Source organism: Exiguobacterium sp. KRL4 (assembly GCF_001870785.1).
Lineage (GTDB): Bacteria > Bacillota > Bacilli > Exiguobacteriales > Exiguobacteriaceae > Exiguobacterium_A.
Genome location: NZ_MOLV01000016.1, coordinates 53,879 through 74,872 on the forward strand (window position 1 = coordinate 53,879; position 20,994 = coordinate 74,872).

Annotated in this window: 13 protein-coding genes; all 13 read right to left on the minus strand. The window is 47.5% G+C overall.

Going from position 1 to position 20,994, the window contains the following annotated elements; translation table 11 throughout:
* Nucleotides 1–13 precede the first annotated feature (13 nt).
* Nucleotides 14–3,595, minus strand: a complete 3,582-nt coding sequence (locus tag BLD48_RS10620) for a DUF5057 domain-containing protein (RefSeq protein WP_071500191.1) — start codon at nt 3,593–3,595, stop codon at nt 14–16.
* A 72-nt stretch (nt 3,596–3,667) separates the two neighbouring features.
* Nucleotides 3,668–4,918 (minus strand): bifunctional folylpolyglutamate synthase/dihydrofolate synthase, encoded by a 1,251-nt coding sequence (locus tag BLD48_RS10625; RefSeq protein WP_071500192.1) that lies wholly within the window; start codon nt 4,916–4,918, stop codon nt 3,668–3,670.
* A 56-nt stretch (nt 4,919–4,974) separates the two neighbouring features.
* The gene (locus BLD48_RS10630) at nt 4,975–7,611 is read right to left on the minus strand and encodes a valine--tRNA ligase (RefSeq protein WP_071500193.1); all 2,637 of its coding nucleotides are present in this window, start codon (nt 7,609–7,611) and stop codon (nt 4,975–4,977) included.
* Nucleotides 7,612–7,950: 339 nt separating this feature from the next.
* Nucleotides 7,951–9,252 (minus strand): glutamate-1-semialdehyde 2,1-aminomutase, encoded by a 1,302-nt coding sequence (gene hemL / locus BLD48_RS10635; RefSeq protein WP_369825787.1) that lies wholly within the window; start codon nt 9,250–9,252, stop codon nt 7,951–7,953.
* 5 nt (nt 9,253–9,257) lie between these two features.
* On the minus strand, nt 9,258–10,247 hold the full coding sequence (hemB, locus tag BLD48_RS10640; RefSeq protein ID WP_071500195.1) for a porphobilinogen synthase: 990 nt from the start codon (nt 10,245–10,247) through the stop codon (nt 9,258–9,260).
* On the minus strand, nt 10,244–10,930 hold the full coding sequence (locus tag BLD48_RS10645; RefSeq protein WP_071500196.1) for a uroporphyrinogen-III synthase: 687 nt from the start codon (nt 10,928–10,930) through the stop codon (nt 10,244–10,246). The genes hemB and BLD48_RS10645 overlap by 4 nt, the downstream gene beginning before the upstream one ends.
* Nucleotides 10,920–11,846, minus strand: coding sequence for a hydroxymethylbilane synthase (gene hemC / locus BLD48_RS10650; RefSeq protein WP_071500197.1), 927 nt, complete (start codon nt 11,844–11,846; stop codon nt 10,920–10,922). The genes BLD48_RS10645 and hemC overlap by 11 nt, the downstream gene beginning before the upstream one ends.
* A gap of 82 nt (nt 11,847–11,928) precedes the next feature.
* On the minus strand, nt 11,929–13,269 hold the full coding sequence (hemA, locus tag BLD48_RS10655) for a glutamyl-tRNA reductase (protein WP_071500198.1): 1,341 nt from the start codon (nt 13,267–13,269) through the stop codon (nt 11,929–11,931).
* A 203-nt stretch (nt 13,270–13,472) separates the two neighbouring features.
* Nucleotides 13,473–14,621 (minus strand): AI-2E family transporter, encoded by a 1,149-nt coding sequence (locus BLD48_RS10660; protein ID WP_083412311.1) that lies wholly within the window; start codon nt 14,619–14,621, stop codon nt 13,473–13,475.
* Nucleotides 14,622–14,658: 37 nt separating this feature from the next.
* Nucleotides 14,659–16,107, minus strand: a complete 1,449-nt coding sequence (locus tag BLD48_RS10665; protein ID WP_071500199.1) for a glycosyltransferase family 2 protein — start codon at nt 16,105–16,107, stop codon at nt 14,659–14,661.
* Nucleotides 16,094–17,116 (minus strand): HEAT repeat domain-containing protein, encoded by a 1,023-nt coding sequence (locus tag BLD48_RS10670; protein WP_071500200.1) that lies wholly within the window; start codon nt 17,114–17,116, stop codon nt 16,094–16,096. The genes BLD48_RS10665 and BLD48_RS10670 overlap by 14 nt, the downstream gene beginning before the upstream one ends.
* Nucleotides 17,113–17,865, minus strand: a complete 753-nt coding sequence (locus tag BLD48_RS10675; protein WP_071500201.1) for a response regulator — start codon at nt 17,863–17,865, stop codon at nt 17,113–17,115. The genes BLD48_RS10670 and BLD48_RS10675 overlap by 4 nt, the downstream gene beginning before the upstream one ends.
* Complete coding sequence (locus BLD48_RS10680; RefSeq protein WP_236629998.1) at nt 17,866–20,913, minus strand: hypothetical protein; 3,048 nt, start codon at nt 20,911–20,913, stop codon at nt 17,866–17,868.
* Between the last annotated feature and the right edge of the window lie 81 nt (nt 20,914–20,994).

A 20,994-nucleotide genomic window follows, 5' to 3' on the forward strand; every position in this document is an offset into this window, starting at 1 on the left:
CGTTTGCTCCTTTTTAATACACATCGGTATCACTTTCTCCTGTCGATCCTTCAGATGAAATCGTGACTTTGAAAGTTGTCGTCAACGGTTGCTTCTCCGTCGTTCCTTCTTTGATCACTTCAAAGATTTCTTTATTTTCTTTTAATGCCGTGACTTTAATTCGTGCAACGCCTGGTCGAAGTGCTTTTAAGGTCTGAGCGGTCGCATCCGTCTTGACATATTCCTTGCCTTGCAACACTTCAAGGCGGTAGAAACGTTCCGTCGCCGTGATGGGTAACCAGTTGAGAAGTGGACGTTTTTGATCATCCTGTAACGTCATCGTCAAATCGGTTGCCGTCAAGGTAACAGGGTTTTCCCGCACGTTAATTTTCGTAATTGCGCGTGTATCCGGGAAATCTTTTAATTGTAACAATGCATCTACTGGCCCCGCTGGTGTGCCTTTGATTCCTTTGACGGTGTATCCTGTATTGGTCTCTGTTAATTCAATCGCATCACTGACTTTTGAGAGCACAAACGGTAAGCGAATGTCTGGCGCGAACGAGGCAGTCACGTTTTGTGTCGTCCCAGCCCATAGCTCAAGATTGCTTGGGCTAACAGATAGTTCTGGTACCTTGACTTCAATCGTATACACTTGGGACTGAGCTAAATACGTCGTGGTTCCAGTTGTCGCCGGAACAACTGCTTTGACTGTCATTATCCCAGGCTTGAGTCCTGTCAATGTTAACGTTTCCTGATCGAGTCCTTTTGCCTGCGCCAGTGTATCATTTGTAACGATCCATTTGATTGGGGCATCCGTTCCCGATAACATGATGGCGTCACCAGTCATCGGCTTCGTTTGACCGACATACAAAACGCTTGGTACATCGCGGACAATCAATCCACCAAACACGTCGTTCACTGTCAGCTTCGAGGTCGTCACCAACTCACGTCCGTTTGCGACCGGAACGATCAATTTGATATCTGTCGTACCGATTTTTTTCGGGACGATGATTCCCTCTTGATTGATCGAAGCAATATCAGGATCTTCAATCGACCATCTTAACGTTCCGTATTGACTACCAGCTGGGCTGATTTCCGGTAATACTTTATACGAAGGAGTATTGATATCGATCCGAACCGCTGGAATTTTTGCCTCCGTCGCATATCGTGTCGATAAAGCATACCCGAGTGTCGGGAAAGCTTGTGTGTCGTTCACAACTGATTTTGATTTATCGACCCCATTTTTCTTGTCACGATAAACGGTTTTCGTCGAACTCATCGTATTATCTTTTTTATCAAACACGTGAACCCCAGCCGCATCCTTCGCCCGGACTTTTACAGTAAAGGTCAACTCGGACGGTTTTGCGATCCAGAATCCTTTTTGAACACCTGCGATGGCTTCGTCGTATTCGATATCCGGAACATCACCCGTTAATGTTTGATTCACAATCTTCACGTTACCGAGTCCAGTCGCTGAGACGACCTCGACATTTGTCGGGAAGTTTTCGCTAAACAGGATATCTTCCATCGTGACAGAGAATTGACCCATGATATACCCATTGTTTCCGATGGCATCTTTTTGAGACATCGGACTTGTCCGGATCGTATACGTAATATTTGCCGTTTCTCCTTGCGGGATCGTCGCGGGATCAATCGAACGCGATAACGTGAAGGGAGATGATGCAGACGGTTGGACGACTTGAATCGTTCGCTCTTCCACCGTTTTAGCACCACGCTGGTCTTCTGCCTCGATTCGAATTTTTGCGAATGTTTTTCCTGCCAGTTTTCCATTAAACGTTTCACTGACAAACGAATTATTTTTTAACTTATCGTTCTCATATACCTTTTCATTATCAATATAGATTCGTGTCTTTAGTTGCCGGTCACGTAAATCATAATCATTGACTTTATACGAAATCGTCAGCGGTTCATTGTCTAAATAACTTGCCTGGCTGTCCGGCAAGATGTTTTTAAGGAGCGGTTTGTGGTTCGCTCCAATGAAGGCACGATACATCGTATTCGAGAACAATTCTTTTTCTTGTTGTTGGTTGAATGTCGAGGTATGCCCTGCACCAGAATACGTGACATTTCCTTTTGTATACATGTAATAATGATTTCGGGCGTCACCAATTGTTCGTCCGGCATCCTGATTTGTCGATGCAACGCTGTTTTCACGGATGTTATACCACGGAATCAAGTCCGGTTGTTCTAAGTCCAGACCAAAATATTGGTTGTGGGTCGTCGCAATCTGAACGCTATTGCCTAACGTAAATGGATAGGACGTCATGACACCATCGTTTTGTTTAACGGCTTGACCTGATGTCCGTGGTGCTCCGTATCCCATGTTGGTAAAGTTTTTTTGCCCCGCAAGTCCGGCAAACTTCTTTTCCCAAAACAGTTCAGGACTTGCCGATTGATTTGGACGGAAAATCGTATCATGAGACAACATCAACCCTTGCCCCGTGTTCGTAAACCCAAGGATTGCGTTTGAGGCATCATCGCTCAGCGATGCCGCTCCATACGAATCTTGAAACCCGAAGATCAGCATATCGTAAGCCGTATTTAAATTTTTAGTCGGATACGTTTTATTGAATACATCTGCCGTGATGACTTCGACATTAAAGTCATAAAAACCATCTTGCTTCAGTAACGTTCCCGTATTCATGAACCCATTGATTGATCCAGTCGTTCCCGTTCGTGTCACTTGAAGGATCTTCGCTTCTGCAGTCTGGTCCTTCATCAAAAAGCTGCCGGTTTTATAATCGGTCAAACCGTCGCTACTTGATACACGAATCATCCAGTTCCGCGGTCCGGTATAACTTGGCGCGTCAAAGTTATAGCTGAGCGTGCCGGTTTTTACTGCTGGTTTCTCATCCACTTTTTCTGACTCTTCAAATTGATCGTTGCTGTCAAAATCAATATACAGTTGTGCGAGCTGATTCGTATTGTCCACGCTCGTCGTATACGTAAAATCAATTGGTACGTTCGGAACAGCTGTCGTCGCTTTATCGACTCCGGTCAATGCCGTTCCCTGTTGCTGAACAGAGACACGTTCGAGACGGGGACGAATAATTTTTTGTGCCTTCAATTTTGTCATGACCGCCGTCATATCGGTGTAGGTGGGAACACCTTTAAGCACTGCATTAAAATTACTTGACGTCTGCGCCAAAACATCCTGATGTAAAAAGACCGGTAAGCCCTTTTGAATATATGCGCCATAGATTTCATTCGCCTTCAGTTTCGTAATGTCATTTTCAATTTTATTCGTATTATGATTTTTTTTCGTATCAGAGATTGTCATCGAATAGCGGTCTGTTCCTGAAAAAGCAGACGGATCAAACACAATCGCATCAAATGCTCCGTCGAGCGGGAAACGCGATGCATTTAATTCTTTGACTGTCATCATCTTGATCTCGAACTGATTTTTATCAAGACCTGTCAACATCGAATTCACTACTGTACCCGGATCAATCCGGTTCGTCGCCGACCAGGCATCCCGCACTTCGAGAATCTTAAACTTCTCTCCAATTGCAGCCTTTGTATGTGGTGGTTGTATATACGTAATACTGGTAAAGATCAATAGACTGACTAAAAACAGACGTACCCAACGTTTCATTTCAATCGTCTCCTCGTCATAAGATCATGAAATCTAGGACTATATTACCCCACCTTTAGTATACAAGGACTTTTAGTGTTTCCCCTTTTTTGTAAAAGACTGCTCCTTTAGTAATGCGCGAACCGTACTGATGAAATAGAGCGATCCCGTGACGATCAGCGTCTGATTCACTGTATCCACCTGTTTGAAAAATTGTTTGAGTTCTATCACATTCGCCCCGTCCACGGTTAGTTCTTCTAACGTCCGCGCCCGCGGAAAATCAAACGTCGTCTCGTAAATATCAGGTGTCACTTCTCGTAGTTGCTCAAGCATCGCCTCGCGGTCTTTGTCCCGTAAAATCGAACAGAGGACGATGACGGGTTTTGCCTCTTCTTTCAGCCGTTCGACGAGTGCCGTAACCCCTTCCGGATTATGAGCGCCGTCCAAAATGATCCGCGGCTTGCGGGAGATGATTTCAAACCGCCCCGGATGCGTCGCATTCCGCAGTCCACGCCGAATCGCGGTCTTCGACCAACCGAGTTGTTTGGCAAAGACGACGGCGTTCGCCGCATTATGTACTTGATGCACCCCTTCAAGACCAAGTCGTGTCTCGGGAATCCCTTCGTAGGTTGCCCACGTGCCTGTTGCACTGAGCCGGTAATCGCGAATCACTTCCTGGCTCCACGTTAAGGTCGCTTGTCGATCGCCACAATAGGCCATCAACGGAACCGTTAATTCTTCCTGCAATTTCCCCGCAATGACCGTCGTCTGTTGTTTGATGATGCCAAATTTTTGTAAGGCGATTTCTTGGAGCGTATCTCCGAGAATCGCTTGATGGTCGTGACCAATCGAAGTGATGATGGCTGCGAGCGGGTGTTTCAGTACGTTCGTCGAGTCATACAATCCCCCAAGGCCGACTTCATAGATGATCAAGTCAGGACGAATTTGCTGAAAATGATAGAACGCAAGTGACGTCAATGCTTCGAATTCCGTCACCGTCCCAATCGTCGGCTCTAAGTTCATGATTGCTTCTTGCACGGCGATGGCTGCTTTAACGAGATCCGGTTCGCTGATTGGGACGCCGTTCAACATGATGCGTTCTTCGAATTGAATGATATAGGGTGAAGTAAACGTCCCGACCTGAAGGCCTTCCGCCATTCCCATCTCGCGTAAGAAGGCGACCGTCGATCCTTTCCCGTTTGTGCCCGCGACATGAACTGTCGGAATCGTATCCGGATCAATCTGTAATTCTGTTAACAAGGCTTGCATCCGGCTGAGCCCCGGCTTGATGCCAAATGCCAGTAACGCCGATAACCATTCCAACACATCTTCCCGTGTTCTCACGTTTGATTCACTCCTTTAAAAAAAGTGACTCAAGAAAACTTGAGCCACTGTTAAGATTATTTTGCGAGTTCGCTGATTCGGACTTCGACTGCCGCCCGTTTTTCTTTATAGTCTTGTGCTTTTGCTTGTTCTTCTTCAATGACGTGTGCCGGTGCTTTCCCGACGAATCCCGGGTTATTGAGTTTTTTCTCGACCCGTTCGACTTCTTTTGTATATTTGACGAGTTCTTTGTTCAGACGAGCGATTTCTTCTTCGATGTTGATCAAGTCAGCTAGCGGAATGAACAATTCTGCTCCCGTCACGATCGCACTCATCGCTTTTTCCGGAGCTATCATATTCCGTTCGACGAGTAACTCAGATGCATTCGTGAACTTTTTCAAGTACGACAGATTTGTTTCTAAGTCATGCTGGACTTGATCGTCACTCGTTGCAATCATCAACTGAATTTGTTTCGACATCGGTGCGTTGACCTCCGCCCGGATGTTCCGAACTGAACGGATGACGTTCTGAACGGCTTCAAACGCTGGAACAGCTTTCGGGAAATCCAGTGAATCGTTCCGTGTCGGCCAAGCGGCACGTGTGACGGTTTCGCCTTCATGCGGCAAGTGCTGCCAGATCTCTTCCGTGATGAACGGCATGAACGGATGCATCAGACGCATGATTTGATCGAGCGTATACGCAAGAATCGAACGTGTCGTCAATTTCGCTGCTTCGTCCTCCCCATTTAACGGCAACTTCGCCATCTCGATGTACCAGTTACAGAAATCTTCCCAGATGAAGTGATAGAGGACTCGACCGGCTTCACCGAACTCATATTTATCCGACAGACGCGTGACGTCATCAATCGTCGTGTTCAGACGTGTCAGAATCCATTGATCGGCCAGTGATTTCTCACCTGTCAAATCGATTTGTTCGTACGTCAGTCCGTCCATGTTCATCAAGGCAAAACGGCTCGCGTTCCACAATTTGTTTGAGAAGTTCCATGTCGCTTCGATTTTCTCCCAGTAGAAACGTAAATCATTCCCCGGCGTTGAACCGGTCGTCAAGAACCAACGAAGCGAATCGGCGCCATACTTCTCGATGACATCCATCGGATCAATCCCGTTCCCGAGTGATTTCGACATCTTTCGTCCTTCGGAGTCGCGGATCAAACCGTGGATCAACACATCGTTGAATGGACGTTCGCCCGTGAATTCATACGATTGGAAGATCATCCGTGAGACCCAGAAGGCGATGATGTCGTAACCCGTGACGAGTGTCGACGTCGGGAAGTACTTCTGATAATCAGCAGCCCCTTCGTTCGGCCAACCCATCGTCGAGAATGGCCAAAGCGCAGAAGAGAACCATGTATCGAGGACATCATTATCCTGTTCCCAGTTTTCGATGTCAGATGGTGCTTCCTTGCCGACATACACTTCACCTGTCTCTTTATGGTACCAAGCCGGAATCCGGTGACCCCACCAGAGTTGACGGCTGACACACCAGTCGCGGATGTTTTCCATCCAGCGAACATATGTGTTTTCAAAACGTTGTGGAATGAAGTTGATTTTCTCTTCACCTTGTTGCTCTTGCAGTGCTTTTTCAGCGAGCGGCTCCATTTTGACGAACCATTGGAGCGACAAGTAAGGTTCGACGATGGCATCCGACCGCTCAGAGTGACCGACGGAATGCAGATGCGGTTCGACTTTGATCAGGACACCTGACTCTTTCAGATCTTCGACGATTTGCTTGCGGCATTCGAAACGATCCATGCCTTCGTATTTCCCTGCGTTTTCATTCATCGTTCCGTCTTCGTTCATGACGAGGACACGTGGTAAATCATGACGATTCCCGACTTCAAAGTCATTTGGATCGTGAGCCGGTGTAATTTTAACGACACCTGTCCCAAACTCCATATCAACGTACTCATCGGCAACAATCGGAATTTCGCGTCCGACGATTGGCAACGTGATCGTTTTCCCGACGAGGTGCGCATAGCGCTCATCCTTCGGATTGACGGCAATCGCCGTATCCCCAAGCATCGTTTCCGGACGTGTCGTCGCCAGTTCGACGTGACCTGACCCATCCGTCAACGGATAACTGAAGTGATAAAACGCCCCTTCGATGTCTTTATAGATGACTTCGATGTCCGAGATCGCTGTTTTTGTCGCCGGATCCCAGTTAACAATGTATTCACCACGGTAGATCAAGCCTTTTTCATACAATTTAACGAACACTTCTTGAACCGCTTCCGACAAACCTTCATCGAGTGTAAACCGTTCCCGTGAATAATCGAGTCCGAGTCCGAGTTTCGACCATTGCTCGCGGATTGTTGAAGCATATTCTTCTTTCCATGCCCATGATTGTTCAAGGAACTTCTCACGTCCCATTTCAAGACGTGACTTTCCTTCCGCCCGGAGCTTCTGTTCGACTTTAGCTTGCGTCGCGATTCCGGCGTGGTCCATTCCCGGCAGGTACAAGACGTCGAAACCTTGCATCCGTTTCATCCGCGTCAGCATATCTTGGAGTGTCGTATCCCAGGCGTGACCGAGGTGCAATTTCCCGGTGACGTTTGGTGGGGGGATGACAATCGTGTACGGTGCTTTTTCCGGATCTTGATCGGCTTTGAAATATTCACCTTTCATCCAAAAGTCGTACCATTTCTCTTCTGTCGCTTGCGGATCATATTTCGTTGGCATTGATAATTCCTGCATCTAAATCGCTCCTTTAATCCATAATAAAAACGGCTTCTCTCGTCCTCATCTAAGGACGAAAGAAGCCGTTGCTCTTCCGCGGTACCACCTTAGTTCACTCTAAAAACAGAGTGCCCTCTAGACCGCGTAACGTGCGGCACTCCGGATCTCGCTTGCTTGGCTTTCACTTACGAGACCAGCTCGTGGGGTGACCTTCGTCAGGACGTCCTGTCACATCTCTCAGCCAATGGATGTGTTCTCTCCTACAGTCCGTTGATTGACTACTCTTCCCGTCAACGCTGTTTCCAAATTATTCTTTCCTTATTTTATCCGAGACGTCCGTGACTCGTCAAGAACTGCTTAACGGTTAAATTCAAGCTTCAGTTCCTTGAACGTCATCTCGACTGCTGCGATCGTCTGATCAATGTCTTCATCCGTATGGACTGTCGACAAGAAAAGTCCTTCAAATTGTGACGGTGGCAAGAAGATGCCGCGCGCCGCCATCTTTTGATAATACGAACGGAACATCTCGAGGTTGGATGATTTCGCTTGCTCGAAGTTCGTCACCGGTTGATCCGTGAAGAAAACTCCGAACATCGCACCTGCCCGATTCGTTGTCAACGGAATGTTATACTTCGCCGCCGCCTGCTCATATCCTGCTGCGAGACGCCCTGCTTTCCGGTCAAACTCTGCATAATGTTCTGGTTTGAGTTGTGTCAATGTCGCAAGACCTGCTGTCATCGCGAGTGGGTTACCCGATAACGTACCAGCTTGATAGATTGGTCCTTGCGGCGCAATCTGTTCCATGATGTCACGACGTCCGCCGTAAGCACCGACTGGCATTCCGCCGCCGATGACTTTACCGAGGCACGTGATGTCCGGTGTGACACCAAAGTACCCTTGCGCACAGTTGAATCCAACCCGGAATCCGGTCATGACTTCATCGAAGATCAACAGTGTGCCGTATTGTTCCGTGATGTCTCGCAGTCCTTCGAGGAAACCAGGCTGCGGCGGGACAAAGCCCATGTTGCCCGCTGCCGGTTCGACGATGACTCCAGCGATATCATCACCATGTTTTTCAAATGCAATCCGGACCGCATCCATATCATTGTATGGAACTGTCAACGTCATGCTGGCAATCTGAGCAGGGACACCCGGTGAATCTGGAAGTCCAAGCGTCGCGACGCCTGAGCCTGCCTTAATCAACAATGAATCCCCATGTCCGTGGTAACAGCCTTCGAACTTCAAGATTTTTGTTTTCCCTGTGTAGCCGCGTGCCAGACGAAGTGCGGCCATTGTTGCTTCCGTCCCCGAGTTGACCATCCGGACGACTTCAACCGATGGAACACGGCTGATGACGACTTCTGCCATCGCCGACTCGATTTCCGTCGGTGTCCCGTAACTCCATCCGCGTGTCGCTTGTTCTTGAATCGCTGCCGTCACGATTGGATCGGCATGACCAAGAATCATCGGTCCCCACGACAAAACGTAATCGATGTATTCCTTCCCATCGATATCATATAGTCGCGACCCTTTCGCACGCTCAGCAAAAATCGGTGACATCCCGACTGATTTATAGGCACGTACTGGGCTGTTGACGCCACCTGGCATCAACGGCAGGGCCCGTTCAAAAGCGGCTTTTGATTTTGAGTTTTGATTAATCAAGCTCATGTTGTTCCCTCCAAGTAACGACAGATGTCTTTTGCAAAATACGTAATGATGAGATCAGCACCGGCGCGTTTAAACCCAAGCATCGTCTCCATGACGATTCGTTCTTCATCAATCCAGCCGTTTAACGCAGCGGCTTTGACCATCGCATATTCACCGGAAACGTTATAGGCGACAATCGGTAGCTCAATCCGCTCACGGACATCACGGATGATATCCATGAAGGCCAGTGCCGGTTTGACGATCATGAAGTCTGCACCTTGCTCGACATCGGCTGTCGCTTCGCGGAATGCTTCCCGGCGGTTCGCAGGATCCATTTGATAACCTTTCCGGTCCCCTTCCCCGGGCGCAGAGTTTGCTGCATCGCGGAACGGTCCATAATAAGCAGAAGCATACTTGACGCCGTAACTCATGACTGGGATATGACTGAAGCCATTCTCGTCCAGTCCTTGACGAATCGCCATGACAAATCCGTCCATCATCGACGACGGTGCAATGATATCTGCACCGGCACGTGCTTGTGACACGGCTGTTTGGACATGAAGCGGCAATGACGCATCGTTATCGACTGTACCGTCAGCGACGATGCCGCAGTGTCCTGTTGACGTGTATTCGCATAAACAAGTATCTGCGATGACCGTCAGTTGCGGTGCAACTTTTTTAACGAGTCGCGTTGCTTCTTGAACAATCCCGTGATCATGAAAAGCGCCTGTCCCCTGCTCGTCTTTTAGATGATCGTGCGGAACGCCGAATAAGATGACCGATTCAATGCCAAGTGAAACGATTTCCTTGATTTCTGTTTCCAGGTGGTCGAGTGACAAGTTAAACACACCAGGCATCGAACTGACTTCTCGTTTGATGTTTTCACCTTCAGCGATAAACAGCGGGTAAATCAAATCGGATTTATGCAGATGATTTTCCCGGACAAGTGAGCGCAATGACGCCGTATTGCGTAACCGGCGATGGCGTGCGAATTCTAATGTATTCATAACAGTTCCTCCTCTAAAATACAGTCAATCAGCCCGTCGAGCGTAAACGTCTGCGCGACGAGTCGTGGCGTCAATCCGAATCGGTGAGCAGCTTGCTCCGTGATCGGTCCGATCGTCACATAAGTCGCTTTTGTCTGCTTACGAAGTGGTGCCAGTGCTTCGACAGCTGAAGGACTCTGTAACCCAATATACGTAGCTTGTTGGAGAAGCTCAGGTGACATCGTCCGTAACTTCGTTTCATACGTGACGACCTCCAGCACATCAGCTTCGACTTGTTTTCTTAAGTGTTCGAGCGGCTCTTGGCGTGCCCGATTCCCTCGGGCAAAACAAATTCGTTGTCCCGGTCTGAGGAGTGGACATAACTCTTCCACTAGGACGTCTCCTGTAAAGGCCGACGGGACAAAGTCAGGTGTACGTCCACTCTTCATTAAAGCGGCTGCCGTCTTAGTCCCCACGACCGCGATGTGCGTCTGCTGCAGTTGATCCAGGTGTGACGTGATTTGTTCGACCCCGGTCGGACTTGTCACGATTAACCAATCCAGGTGTGGTGGTAACTGAAAGGCAATCGGAATCGTCTCGATGACCGGATGATGGATGACGTCGATGTTTTCTGCCTGTAATCGATCCACTTGTTCAGCAGTTGGTCCTCGACTTCCTGTCAAGACAAGTTGCTTAGAAGTCATCCGGCAAGGAAGCAAGAATCTCACGACCACCCGCATCAAGCAGACGCGTGGCGACGATTTGACCGAGTTGCATCGGATCAAGTGACGTTTCCCGCTCAAGCAAAATTTGTTGCCCGTCGACTGAACCAAGGAATCCGACAAGAGTCGTCGATAAGTCCTCGTTGATTGTCGCAAATCCACCGACCGGCACGTGACAACTGCCTTCGATCGCAGACAGGAACGAGCGTTCCGCAAATGCTACTTTTTCCGTCATCTGATCATGAATCAGATTCAGTAAATCGCGCACCTCCTGATCCTGCTCCCGACATTCAATTGCGAGAATCCCTTGTCCGACAGCCGGAATCATATCGTCGGTCGAAATGTATTCTGAGACGACATCTTCTGACCAACCCATACGTTGTAGACCAGCCGCTGCCAGTAAAATCCCGTCAAACGGTCCCGTCTTTAGTTTCTCAAGACGCGTATCGATGTTTCCCCGGATCGATTCGATTTTCAAATCCGGACGTAATTTCAATAATTGGGAGCCCCGGCGTAAACTGCTTGTGCCGACGATTGCTCCTTCAGGAAGTGAAGCGAGTCCGCCGCCTGTCGTTGTAATCAACGCATCTCGTGCGTCGACACGTGAAGGTGTTGCGCCGATGATCAAGCCTGCCGGTAACTCCGACGGGAGATCCTTCATGCTGTGGACAGCAAAATCGATTTCTTCGTCGATCATCTGTTGTTCGATTTCTTTAACGAACAATCCTTTACCACCGACTTTAGACAATGTCACGTCAAGGATGCGGTCACCCTTCGTGATGATGTTCTTGATTTCGAATTCGTATGGTGCACCCGCTTGTTTCAGTTGCTCGATGACCCATTTCGTTTGTGTCATCGCGAGTTTCGAACTACGTGAACCTACTATGATTTTTCGCATGCTGAAATCCCCCTGTACAATAATAAAGGGGCGGCACAAGTCCGCCCCATGCTTTTCTATTGTAACACAATTCGCTTTATGTTCACCGGTTCACAGCTTTCCGTTCGACTGGCGTTTCCTCTTGTAAAACGACTTCTTCCGCCGCTCCATCAAATAACTCCTCGTCTAAGGCAAACGTATCCATGAATTGCGCAATCCGTTGTTCGGCATCCGGTTTGGCCGCTGCATCTTTGATGTACGACAACGGTTCCCGAAGCAATTGATTGATGATCGACTTCATGTGTTTTCCGATGACTGTTTTTTCGCGGTTCGTCATGTTTGGCAACTTCCGCTCTAGACTTTGCATCGTTTCTTGTTGGATTTTGAGCGATTGATCGCGTAGTTCCGTGATGATCGGGACGACACCAAGCGTCGTCAGCCAGCCTTCAAACTCCGCGATTGCCGCTTCAATCCGTCGTTCGATTTTTGCGGCTTCTTTCATGCGCTCTGCCATGTTTTGTTGGACGATCGATGTTAAATCATCGACGTCATACAAATGAACACCAGGCAAGTCGCCTGCTGTCGGCTCGATGTCACGGGGTACCGCGATATCAATCAACAAAAATGGACGATCACTCCGGAACAATTGTGCTGCAGCAATGTCTTCACGTTTGATGATTGCCCGCTTCGCTCCGGTTGAAGAAATAACGATGTCAGCCCGAAGCAGACCGCATTGCATTTCATTAATTGAATGTGCCGATCCTTCGAAACGATTCGCCACTTCTTCAGCTTTGGCAAGTGTCCGATTAAAGACTGTGATGTCACGGGCACCCGCTTCATATAAGTTCAATGTCGTCAATTCTCCCGTCTCCCCGGCACCGATGACGACGATCGATTTATCTTCAAGTGAACCAAGTAACTGTTCTGCTAACGTCACGGCAGCTGCACTGACGGAAACGGCATTTTCTCCGATTCCTGTTTCAGCGTGCGCCCGTTTCGCAAGCGTGACTGCTTCTTTAAACAGTTTGTTGAAGACCGTTCCTGTCGTCTCGAGTTTTTGCGCCGTAAAGAAACTTGTTTTTACCTGTCCTAGAATCTGAGTTTCTCCGACGATCATCGAATCCAGACCACTCGTTACTCGGAACAAATGTTTCATGGCGTCGAAACCTTCATGAATGAACAGATACGGTTCCAACTCTTCCATCGTCAACCCAAACCAGTTCGCCAAAAAACGTTTTGTATAATAACGACCTGTATGCGGTTGATCCGTGACGACATATAATTCCGTCCGATTGCACGTCGAGACGATGACGCTTTCGAAAATGCTTTTTTCGTCACGTAGCGCAACGACCGCCCCTTTCATCTCATGTTCCCCAAATGAGACTTGTTCGCGGATTGATACAGGCGCCGTCTTATTATTTAAACCGACAACTACGATATGCATGCGCTCTACCCCTTACGTCCAAAGATTTCATTCTCATCTATCTTTCGTTCTCTACTCTACATTATAACCATTATAAAAAAGATTCCAATCAATTTATAAACTAAAATGAGTCGAAGTTGTGAAAACTTATCTTCTTACCATATCCCTCTCCGTGACAAAGCACAAACCCTCTGCTTTTCGTATCAACAGAGGGCTTCCTTTTTCTATTTTTTCGAATCGATGATGATAGAGGATTCTTCGGTCTGTAAATCAAATTTCTGTTGCCGCAACTGATAAATCCGGGCAATGTTTTGGACAACGACTTTGGTGACGGCATACGTCGGCACGGCTAGAATGACACCGATGATTCCGGCGATTTTTCCGGCAACGAGCAGGACGATGATGATCGTCAACGGATGGACTTTCAAGGTTTTCCCTTGAACGTACGGAGAAATCAGATTCGATTCAATCTGTTGCGCGACGACAATCGTGACGAGCGCATACAGCGCTTTGATCGGATCATCGATGAATCCGACGATGACGGCCGGAACAGCACCAATGTAGGGTCCAAGATACGGAATGATGTTCGTGACGGTACAAAACAGGGCAAGTAACAACGCATACTGTATGTCAGCGATGAAAAATCCGATCAGCGACATCAGCCCGACACATAACGAGACGATGACTTGACCATTAACATAATGTTTGACCGTGATGTGCATATCATGAAGAATTTTCCGTGTTTCGGTCTCATAACTTTTTGGTAATAACTTGACGACAGAATCGGGAAATTTATACCCATCCAGCAACATGTAGACAAGGATGAACGGTACAAGAACGATGATCAGAACGGTTGAGGAGATGACTCCGAAAATCGTTCCGACAGACGTCGAGACCGATTTGAACAATGTTCCGATATACGAAGTGGCTTCATTCGTCCATTTATCAAATAAGTCGGTATTCTCATGGACCCAGTTCGAGATGAAACGATTGTTCATCAATTGATCCCGTAGATTCAATGTCTGATCCCGGAGTTCGACGACCAGATTCGGAATGCTTGTCACAAAATCCGTAACTTGCTCGACAAGAATCGGTCCAAGTGAGGCGACAACAATCGTGATGACGCCAAGAAACCCAAGTAAGACGATCAAAACGGCGAGCCCTCGTTTTTGAACACGTTTTTGAAGCATGTCGACGATACCAAGCGTAAAGTAATAAAAAATTCCGGCGATGATCAACGGCGGGAAAATCAAGGCAAGCATGACTTTAATGGGCTGGAATAAAAATGAGATTTTTGTTCCGACCCAAATCACTAGAAAAATAGTCAGAATCCAAAGTAATGCTTTAAACCATTTGTTACGAAGTAAATCCACGAACAGTCCTCCTACAAATTTCATCTTTTGATGTGTTTCATCCCATTTTTTCGTCTGTTTGTTCTGAGACGACTTCATCCAATCGTTGTCGTTCCATTTTACCCCATTGTCCCCGTCCCGTCATGAACTGAATTAATCCACCAAGTTTAAAGAAGACAAGGATCGGGCGGTACCAAAACGATTCCGTTAAGGACCAGAGATAGAGACGGATCAGTTCTTTGACGTTCTTAAACCGGTGCATCGTCCATTCTTCAAGTAAAACAGCTCCTGCTGATAGCAAGGAACCATATAACAAGGCAACGGATAACAAGACAACCCCAAACTCAAAGTTGAGTGTGCCGACAAGCAGATTGAGCGGGATGATGAAATAACCAATCAGTTCGACGATCGGACCAAGCAGTTCGATCAAAAAGAAGTACAACATCGACACACTACCAACAAATCCATATCGCGGATTGCCAATCATTCGTTTATGCGTCCATAAGGTCTCGGCAAGTCCACGGTGCCAACGTGTTCGTTGAGAACGAAGCACTTCCATCGTGTCCGGTGCCTGCGTCCAACAGACTGGTGACGGGACATATTCAATTCGTTTGTTGATCTCATTTTCTTTCATGTACCGGTGCAGACGGACGACAAGCTCCATGTCTTCTCCGACGAGTCCTTCTTTATACCCACCAGCTTGAACGACAATCGATTTTTGGAATAAACCAAATGCACCGGACACGATCAACAATAGATTGAAGCGACTTAATCCAAGCCGTCCAAACAAAAAGGCCCGGAAATATTCAATCATCTGCATCAAGACGATTCGTTGTTTCGGCGTCCGGATTTCGACGATTTCGCCACCTTCAATCGTACAACCGTTGACGAGAAAAATCGAACCACATGTCGCGATGACGTCTTCATCGGACTCAACGATGGGCTTCATGACTTTCAGTAATGCATCCCGCTCAAGAATCGAGTCGGCATCAAGCGAACAGAAATACGGATAACTCGAATAATCGATTCCGGCATTCAACGCATCTGCCTTTCCTCCATTTTCCTTATCGATGACAATCAGACGGGCATCAATTCGGGAGCGGTAGACGTTTTTGATTGGCTGTGACCCAATCAGGATTCGTGGAAAGCGTAATTCTTTTTCTAATTCATACGTCTTAAACAACTCATCCATCGTCCCGTCACTTGACCCATCGTTGATGACGATGACTTCATGTTCCGGATAATCGAGTGCGAGTAACGCCTGGACACTCGTGACGATCGTGTATTCTTCATTATAGGCCGGAACAAGGACGCTGACAGGCCGTGTATAGAGCGACCGCATTAAGGGCAGGTACGAACTTTCCTTGCGCCGAAACCGCTGTTTGCGAACCATCTGTGCCGAGATGAGATACAGCGACGAATAGAACAGAATGACGAGGATCATATAAAATAGAACGGTCCACGATAACACATCAATGATTTTTTGAATCGTTTCAGATGACAACATGTTGTTTCATCTCCTTTGCTAACCGTTCCGTCGCTTTTTGTTTGGCATACCGATCCGGATGATCTTTTGCAACGAGCGCCAATTGTTCGAGACCACCACACGCAAGCAGTGCGTCAAAGGCAGCGGTTCGTACCCACCAGGAACGACTGCCGACAAACGGTAAGATGTAGATGAGGGCTTCTTTAGGTGCCACGTTTTCTAAAAAACGCAGGGCTAACATCTGTTCCACCCAACTTGTCTCTTCTTCTAAATAAGGGGTATACAGCTGCCAATCTTCTTCAAGTCCGATTCGTGTCAATGCACGGAGTGCCCGCTTGCGAATTTCCGGATTAGCATCTGTCGTTTTTCTCCGCGCCAGCTCGACGTATTGCGTTTCATCACGATCATAAATCAGTTGGAGAATCGCCATCTGAAAAGATTCAGTCAAGCTGTCAAAGTCTTTCACCCACAGCGATAAATCCTTGCTTCTGCCTACTGCCAGGACGGCACCAAAAAAACTGATTTCATTGGTTTGTTTGGCTTCTTCGATTGCCACGTTCGGGGCAATCGAGACTAACGTCCGGACGATGACATCTTTTTCTTCTTTCGCCAATTTTTTGTTTAACTTTTGGTGAAGTTCTTGCGCAACCGGTCTGAGTCGAAATTGTGCAATCGCTTCGTAGGCGTTTAGGCGACGATCAATGCGACGATGCTGAATCTGCTTCTGATAATAAGGTAATAACTTCGCTTCGACATATTGAGACATCCGTTCCTGATGCGAAAGCGTTGCTGTTAAGTTCGTTAAGGCAAATAGCTCTAATTCAACTAAATCTTCATTTCCGGGTAGGATGCGTGGCATCTCCGTTTGTTCGCCGGTCGCAAAATCATAAAGTTGATCTTGAAACTGACGTTGCCACGCCAGACGTGCATCTTCCTCTTTTACTCGTTTTCGTTTTTGAACAACGAGATATACCAACGCTCCGACTTGAAGCGCAATCAGAAGGACGATGAAAAAAATAATCCACCTCATCCGCGTACCCCCTCGAGCTTGTTGACCCAAGCCCGGAACTCCTCGACCTTGAGCGGAAGTGTCATGATACCATCCACCCCACGTTCAATCGCCAGAACATGATCGCGTTCCCGATTGTACATCGAAATCATGATGGCATGGAACGGAACAATACTTTCGGACTTGGCACGTAACAGCAACTCCAGACCGTCGGCACGAGGAAGTGCTGAGGAGAAGACAAGTAAGTACGGACGAGACGCCACGTGCTGTTCAAAAAATGTTTCCGCTCGTTCATAGATGGTAATCGTTTCAAAACGATTTGCTAATTCTCGTTCAAGTAGACGTTTCAGATGGGGATTGTCCGTCACGATTGCCACATCAACGACACGCCGGACCCGTTTATAACGTACAATCCGGTCGAGTAAAATGTCTTTTGTTAAATCTATCGGCACGACTTCCCGTGCATTTTCAAGCAAATAGAAAGAACGGTCCGAGAGGTTCGGATTGAGATAGACAACCGGAATCTTTTCTTCATCAACCGGTTGACTGGCGAGAACGACATCCGCATAGGAAATATCCGTTCTCGTACAGTATCCGCCCTCAATCAGATCATTAACCGTTTCCGGCATCAGTCCGATCGTATGAATAAACACGACACCCGACGTCGACACGTTGACGTCCTCTTCGGACGAGACATGCGTTGAGCTCGTTTCTTTATCCATCGGTTCCATTGACGCATTAATCAGTTTCCACATCTCATCGCGACGCATTTACTTCACTCCCTTTTTGAATGCTTCCTGCATGCTTTGATAAACAGGCTTCAGTTCTTCCCGTTGTTGCGGGTTCGTCCACTCCGACCAGTTATAGAATCCTCGATCAAATTCCGGCAGACGCGTCTTTCCAATCAGACCGGTGACTTCGATTCCTTCCGTCACCATCTTCGCTTCGAGTCCCTCTTTCCAAAAATCGCCGATGATCTCATGTTTGCTTGGATCCCGCATGTTCAGGACCATCCAAGGAATCCGTAATTCGATGCTCGGCTCCTGCACATCAGAGATGTCTGTCAAAATACTGTCCGGTTCACCCTCATTTAAAATACCCGTATCCCATTTGATTGCCGGCTTGATGATTTTTTTCGTGACAGGATCCCGTCTTGCATAGTCGAGCATTTGATAAATCGGATTGAACTTTCCGCTGTTTTGCTCATCGGAAGGTGGTGTCACCATTTCAAATGGTTTCTTCAGCCCGTAATGGTAGCGGAAAATATCGTATCGTTCATCTACATCGATCCGTGCCTGTTCATCAATCGTCAGTCGGTACTCTGCTCCTTCTTCTAGCGTCAAGTTTCCCACGCGTTGATTGCCGTCATTTGGTTTGGTCGACAAGGCAATCGTTGTTGGCTCCACTGTCTTACGATCAATCCGAAGATACAGATAAGCTTCGTCTGACGTCATATAAATCGCTTGTCCGTCATGTTCCGCAACCGGTGCATATCCTTTCCAATCCTCCATTTTTCCATCAATCGTGATATCAGCCCGTAAGAAGCCGAGCATCCCGAAATGTTGTTCACTCGTTTGGACGTTTGACCAACGCGGACGTGTATCCGCATCATCATAATCCATCGTATTCCATGTCCGCTTAAACCATTCGTCCTGCCAAATGAAGACCAGCCCACCCGCCATCTTCGCATCAACGATGTCTTGGTATAATTTCGCGACGAGCTTTCCTTGGTTTTTCTCACTCACGTGCCCTTGGTCAAATCCGTTTGGTCCAAGGTGTGTTTTCCCGCGTGAACTCGGAATTCCGAACTCGGACACGAGGAGCGGCATCTCATGATACTCTTTCATTTCTTGTAAATATCGGCTGTAGGATTCTGATCCCGTATCCCCCTTACGTCCAAATTCTTCCTTGATGAAGGACGGATAGTAGGGATAGATGTGATACGAGGCAAAGACACCGCCCGCAAAGTCTTTTGTCGCTTGGATATGGTTAAAGTCAATCGAAACGAGGTCTTGTTCTTCCTCGACTTCATCCGGGTGGGCAAGGGGATCCGTCGTCGGCCAGTTCGTCGCACCGATCGGTCGTGTCGTTTTGTACGTATCCAGTTCATGTTGTGTCGCGATATCCATTCGCCCCGCTAACCAGGATTCAAAAGGAGACGCTTCTTTTGTCGTCGTCACATACTTGCCTTCATAACGAAGGTCTTTATTTTTTTTATTGGTTCCTATGACGGCGTCTGGCAACCATTCAATTCCAAAGACGAAGGCCGAGACGTATTGCGAGACATCTGATGTATAAGTCCCCGAAGCATGACCGACGACTTCCTTGACGACCGCATTGCCATGAATCACATCCACCATCCGCTTCGCTTCCGTATCCGTCATCTTTAAGAACTTCGGTTCAAAGGCGTTTTTTAATTCCTCAAATGGTTTTTCTTCGACCCACATGCCTTGCATCAGATAAATCGGTGTTTTCGCCGATTCATTATAGGCTTTTAAAGCGTCGTAAAAGGCAGGTGGATGGAGCGTGTAGATACGAATCGTATTGACACCCATGTCCCCCATCTGTTTCAACCACCGGTCATATTCGTTTCGACTGATGGCATGTTCTCCCGGAAAAGCACCCGGACGTCCTAATCCGACATTCACGCCTTTGACGAAATAAGGTTTCCATTCCCCATCCTGATACATTTCGAGCGTATCTTGACCAGACCGTGCCCGTGTCCGAACCGTCTGATCGTTGACGTTCGTTTGTGATAACGGTTTGGTTTGAACCGCTGCCTGCTTAACCGGTTTCGTGTCTTGTAAAATCCGGCTGAGTGTCGGTACATACACTTTCCAGAAGAAGGCCGATTCACTTTCTGCACTGTCCAAGATGAACTGTTTGCGGAACCAATCGAGTCCGGCATAGCGATAATAACGTGGAATGTCCGCTACATCCGTATAGTCTCCTGCAAAGTAATGGCCGCTCCCTTGTTTGACGTAAGCTGGAAATTCAAGCGGCAATTGGTGTTCGCGTAACATCGCTTGTGTTTTTTTCGACGGGTTCCAGGAGAAGTGGGCCTGTTGTTCTCCGCCATCAAGCTCCAGCACTTCAAACCAATAGTTGTAGCGGACTTTATCTTTTGCATCGCCTTGATTTTTATCCCATGTAAAAAGGAGGGGCGTATCGTCATTGACGAAAAAAACGTCTTCCGTTGAATCATTGATGAAGACGTAACCCGGACCCGACAATTTAAATGCTTTGTCCTTTGCCTGAAGTTCCAACTTCTTGATGACCGTCTTATCTAATCCTTGTAACTTCGTCAAATCCGGGAAAAATCGACCGATCCAGCCCGTCCACGCTGTTCCAAACAACTGACGAAACGCATTTGAGCGGTCAGCCGGTGTCGGGCTGGCTGCTGTATTAAATTCGGCAACTACAGTTTTCCCTTTCGAAATCGCATCTGTCGCTACGGCTACGTCTTCCGCTGTCAATCCACCACGGTGTTCTTGTTTCCCGTCAACGGTGTAGGATTTTCCATATGTATCGGTAAACAACAAGACATCTGCTTGTTCTGCTTGCTTCAGCATCGCTTCACCTTGCGTGCCGTCGTACCGGTTGATGTAATCGGTGTACGTATAGTCCGCTTCATTCTCCGAACGGACTTTAAGGTGATTCAACAACCAAGTCGTTCCAGCATGCTCCCGCTCCTGTTTTCCGACTGTATAATCGAATAAAACAATATTTAACGTCCGTTCTTTTTGAAGAAACCACACGACGAATGGTGTCACAATCAGAAGGACAACCAATGCTGCAATCCATTTGTATCGTTTCATTTTTACACAACCCTTCATAAGGCGATTAGTTTTTTCTATTGTAACTTGAATTCAAGCTGTCGCATATAATGGAACCCGTTT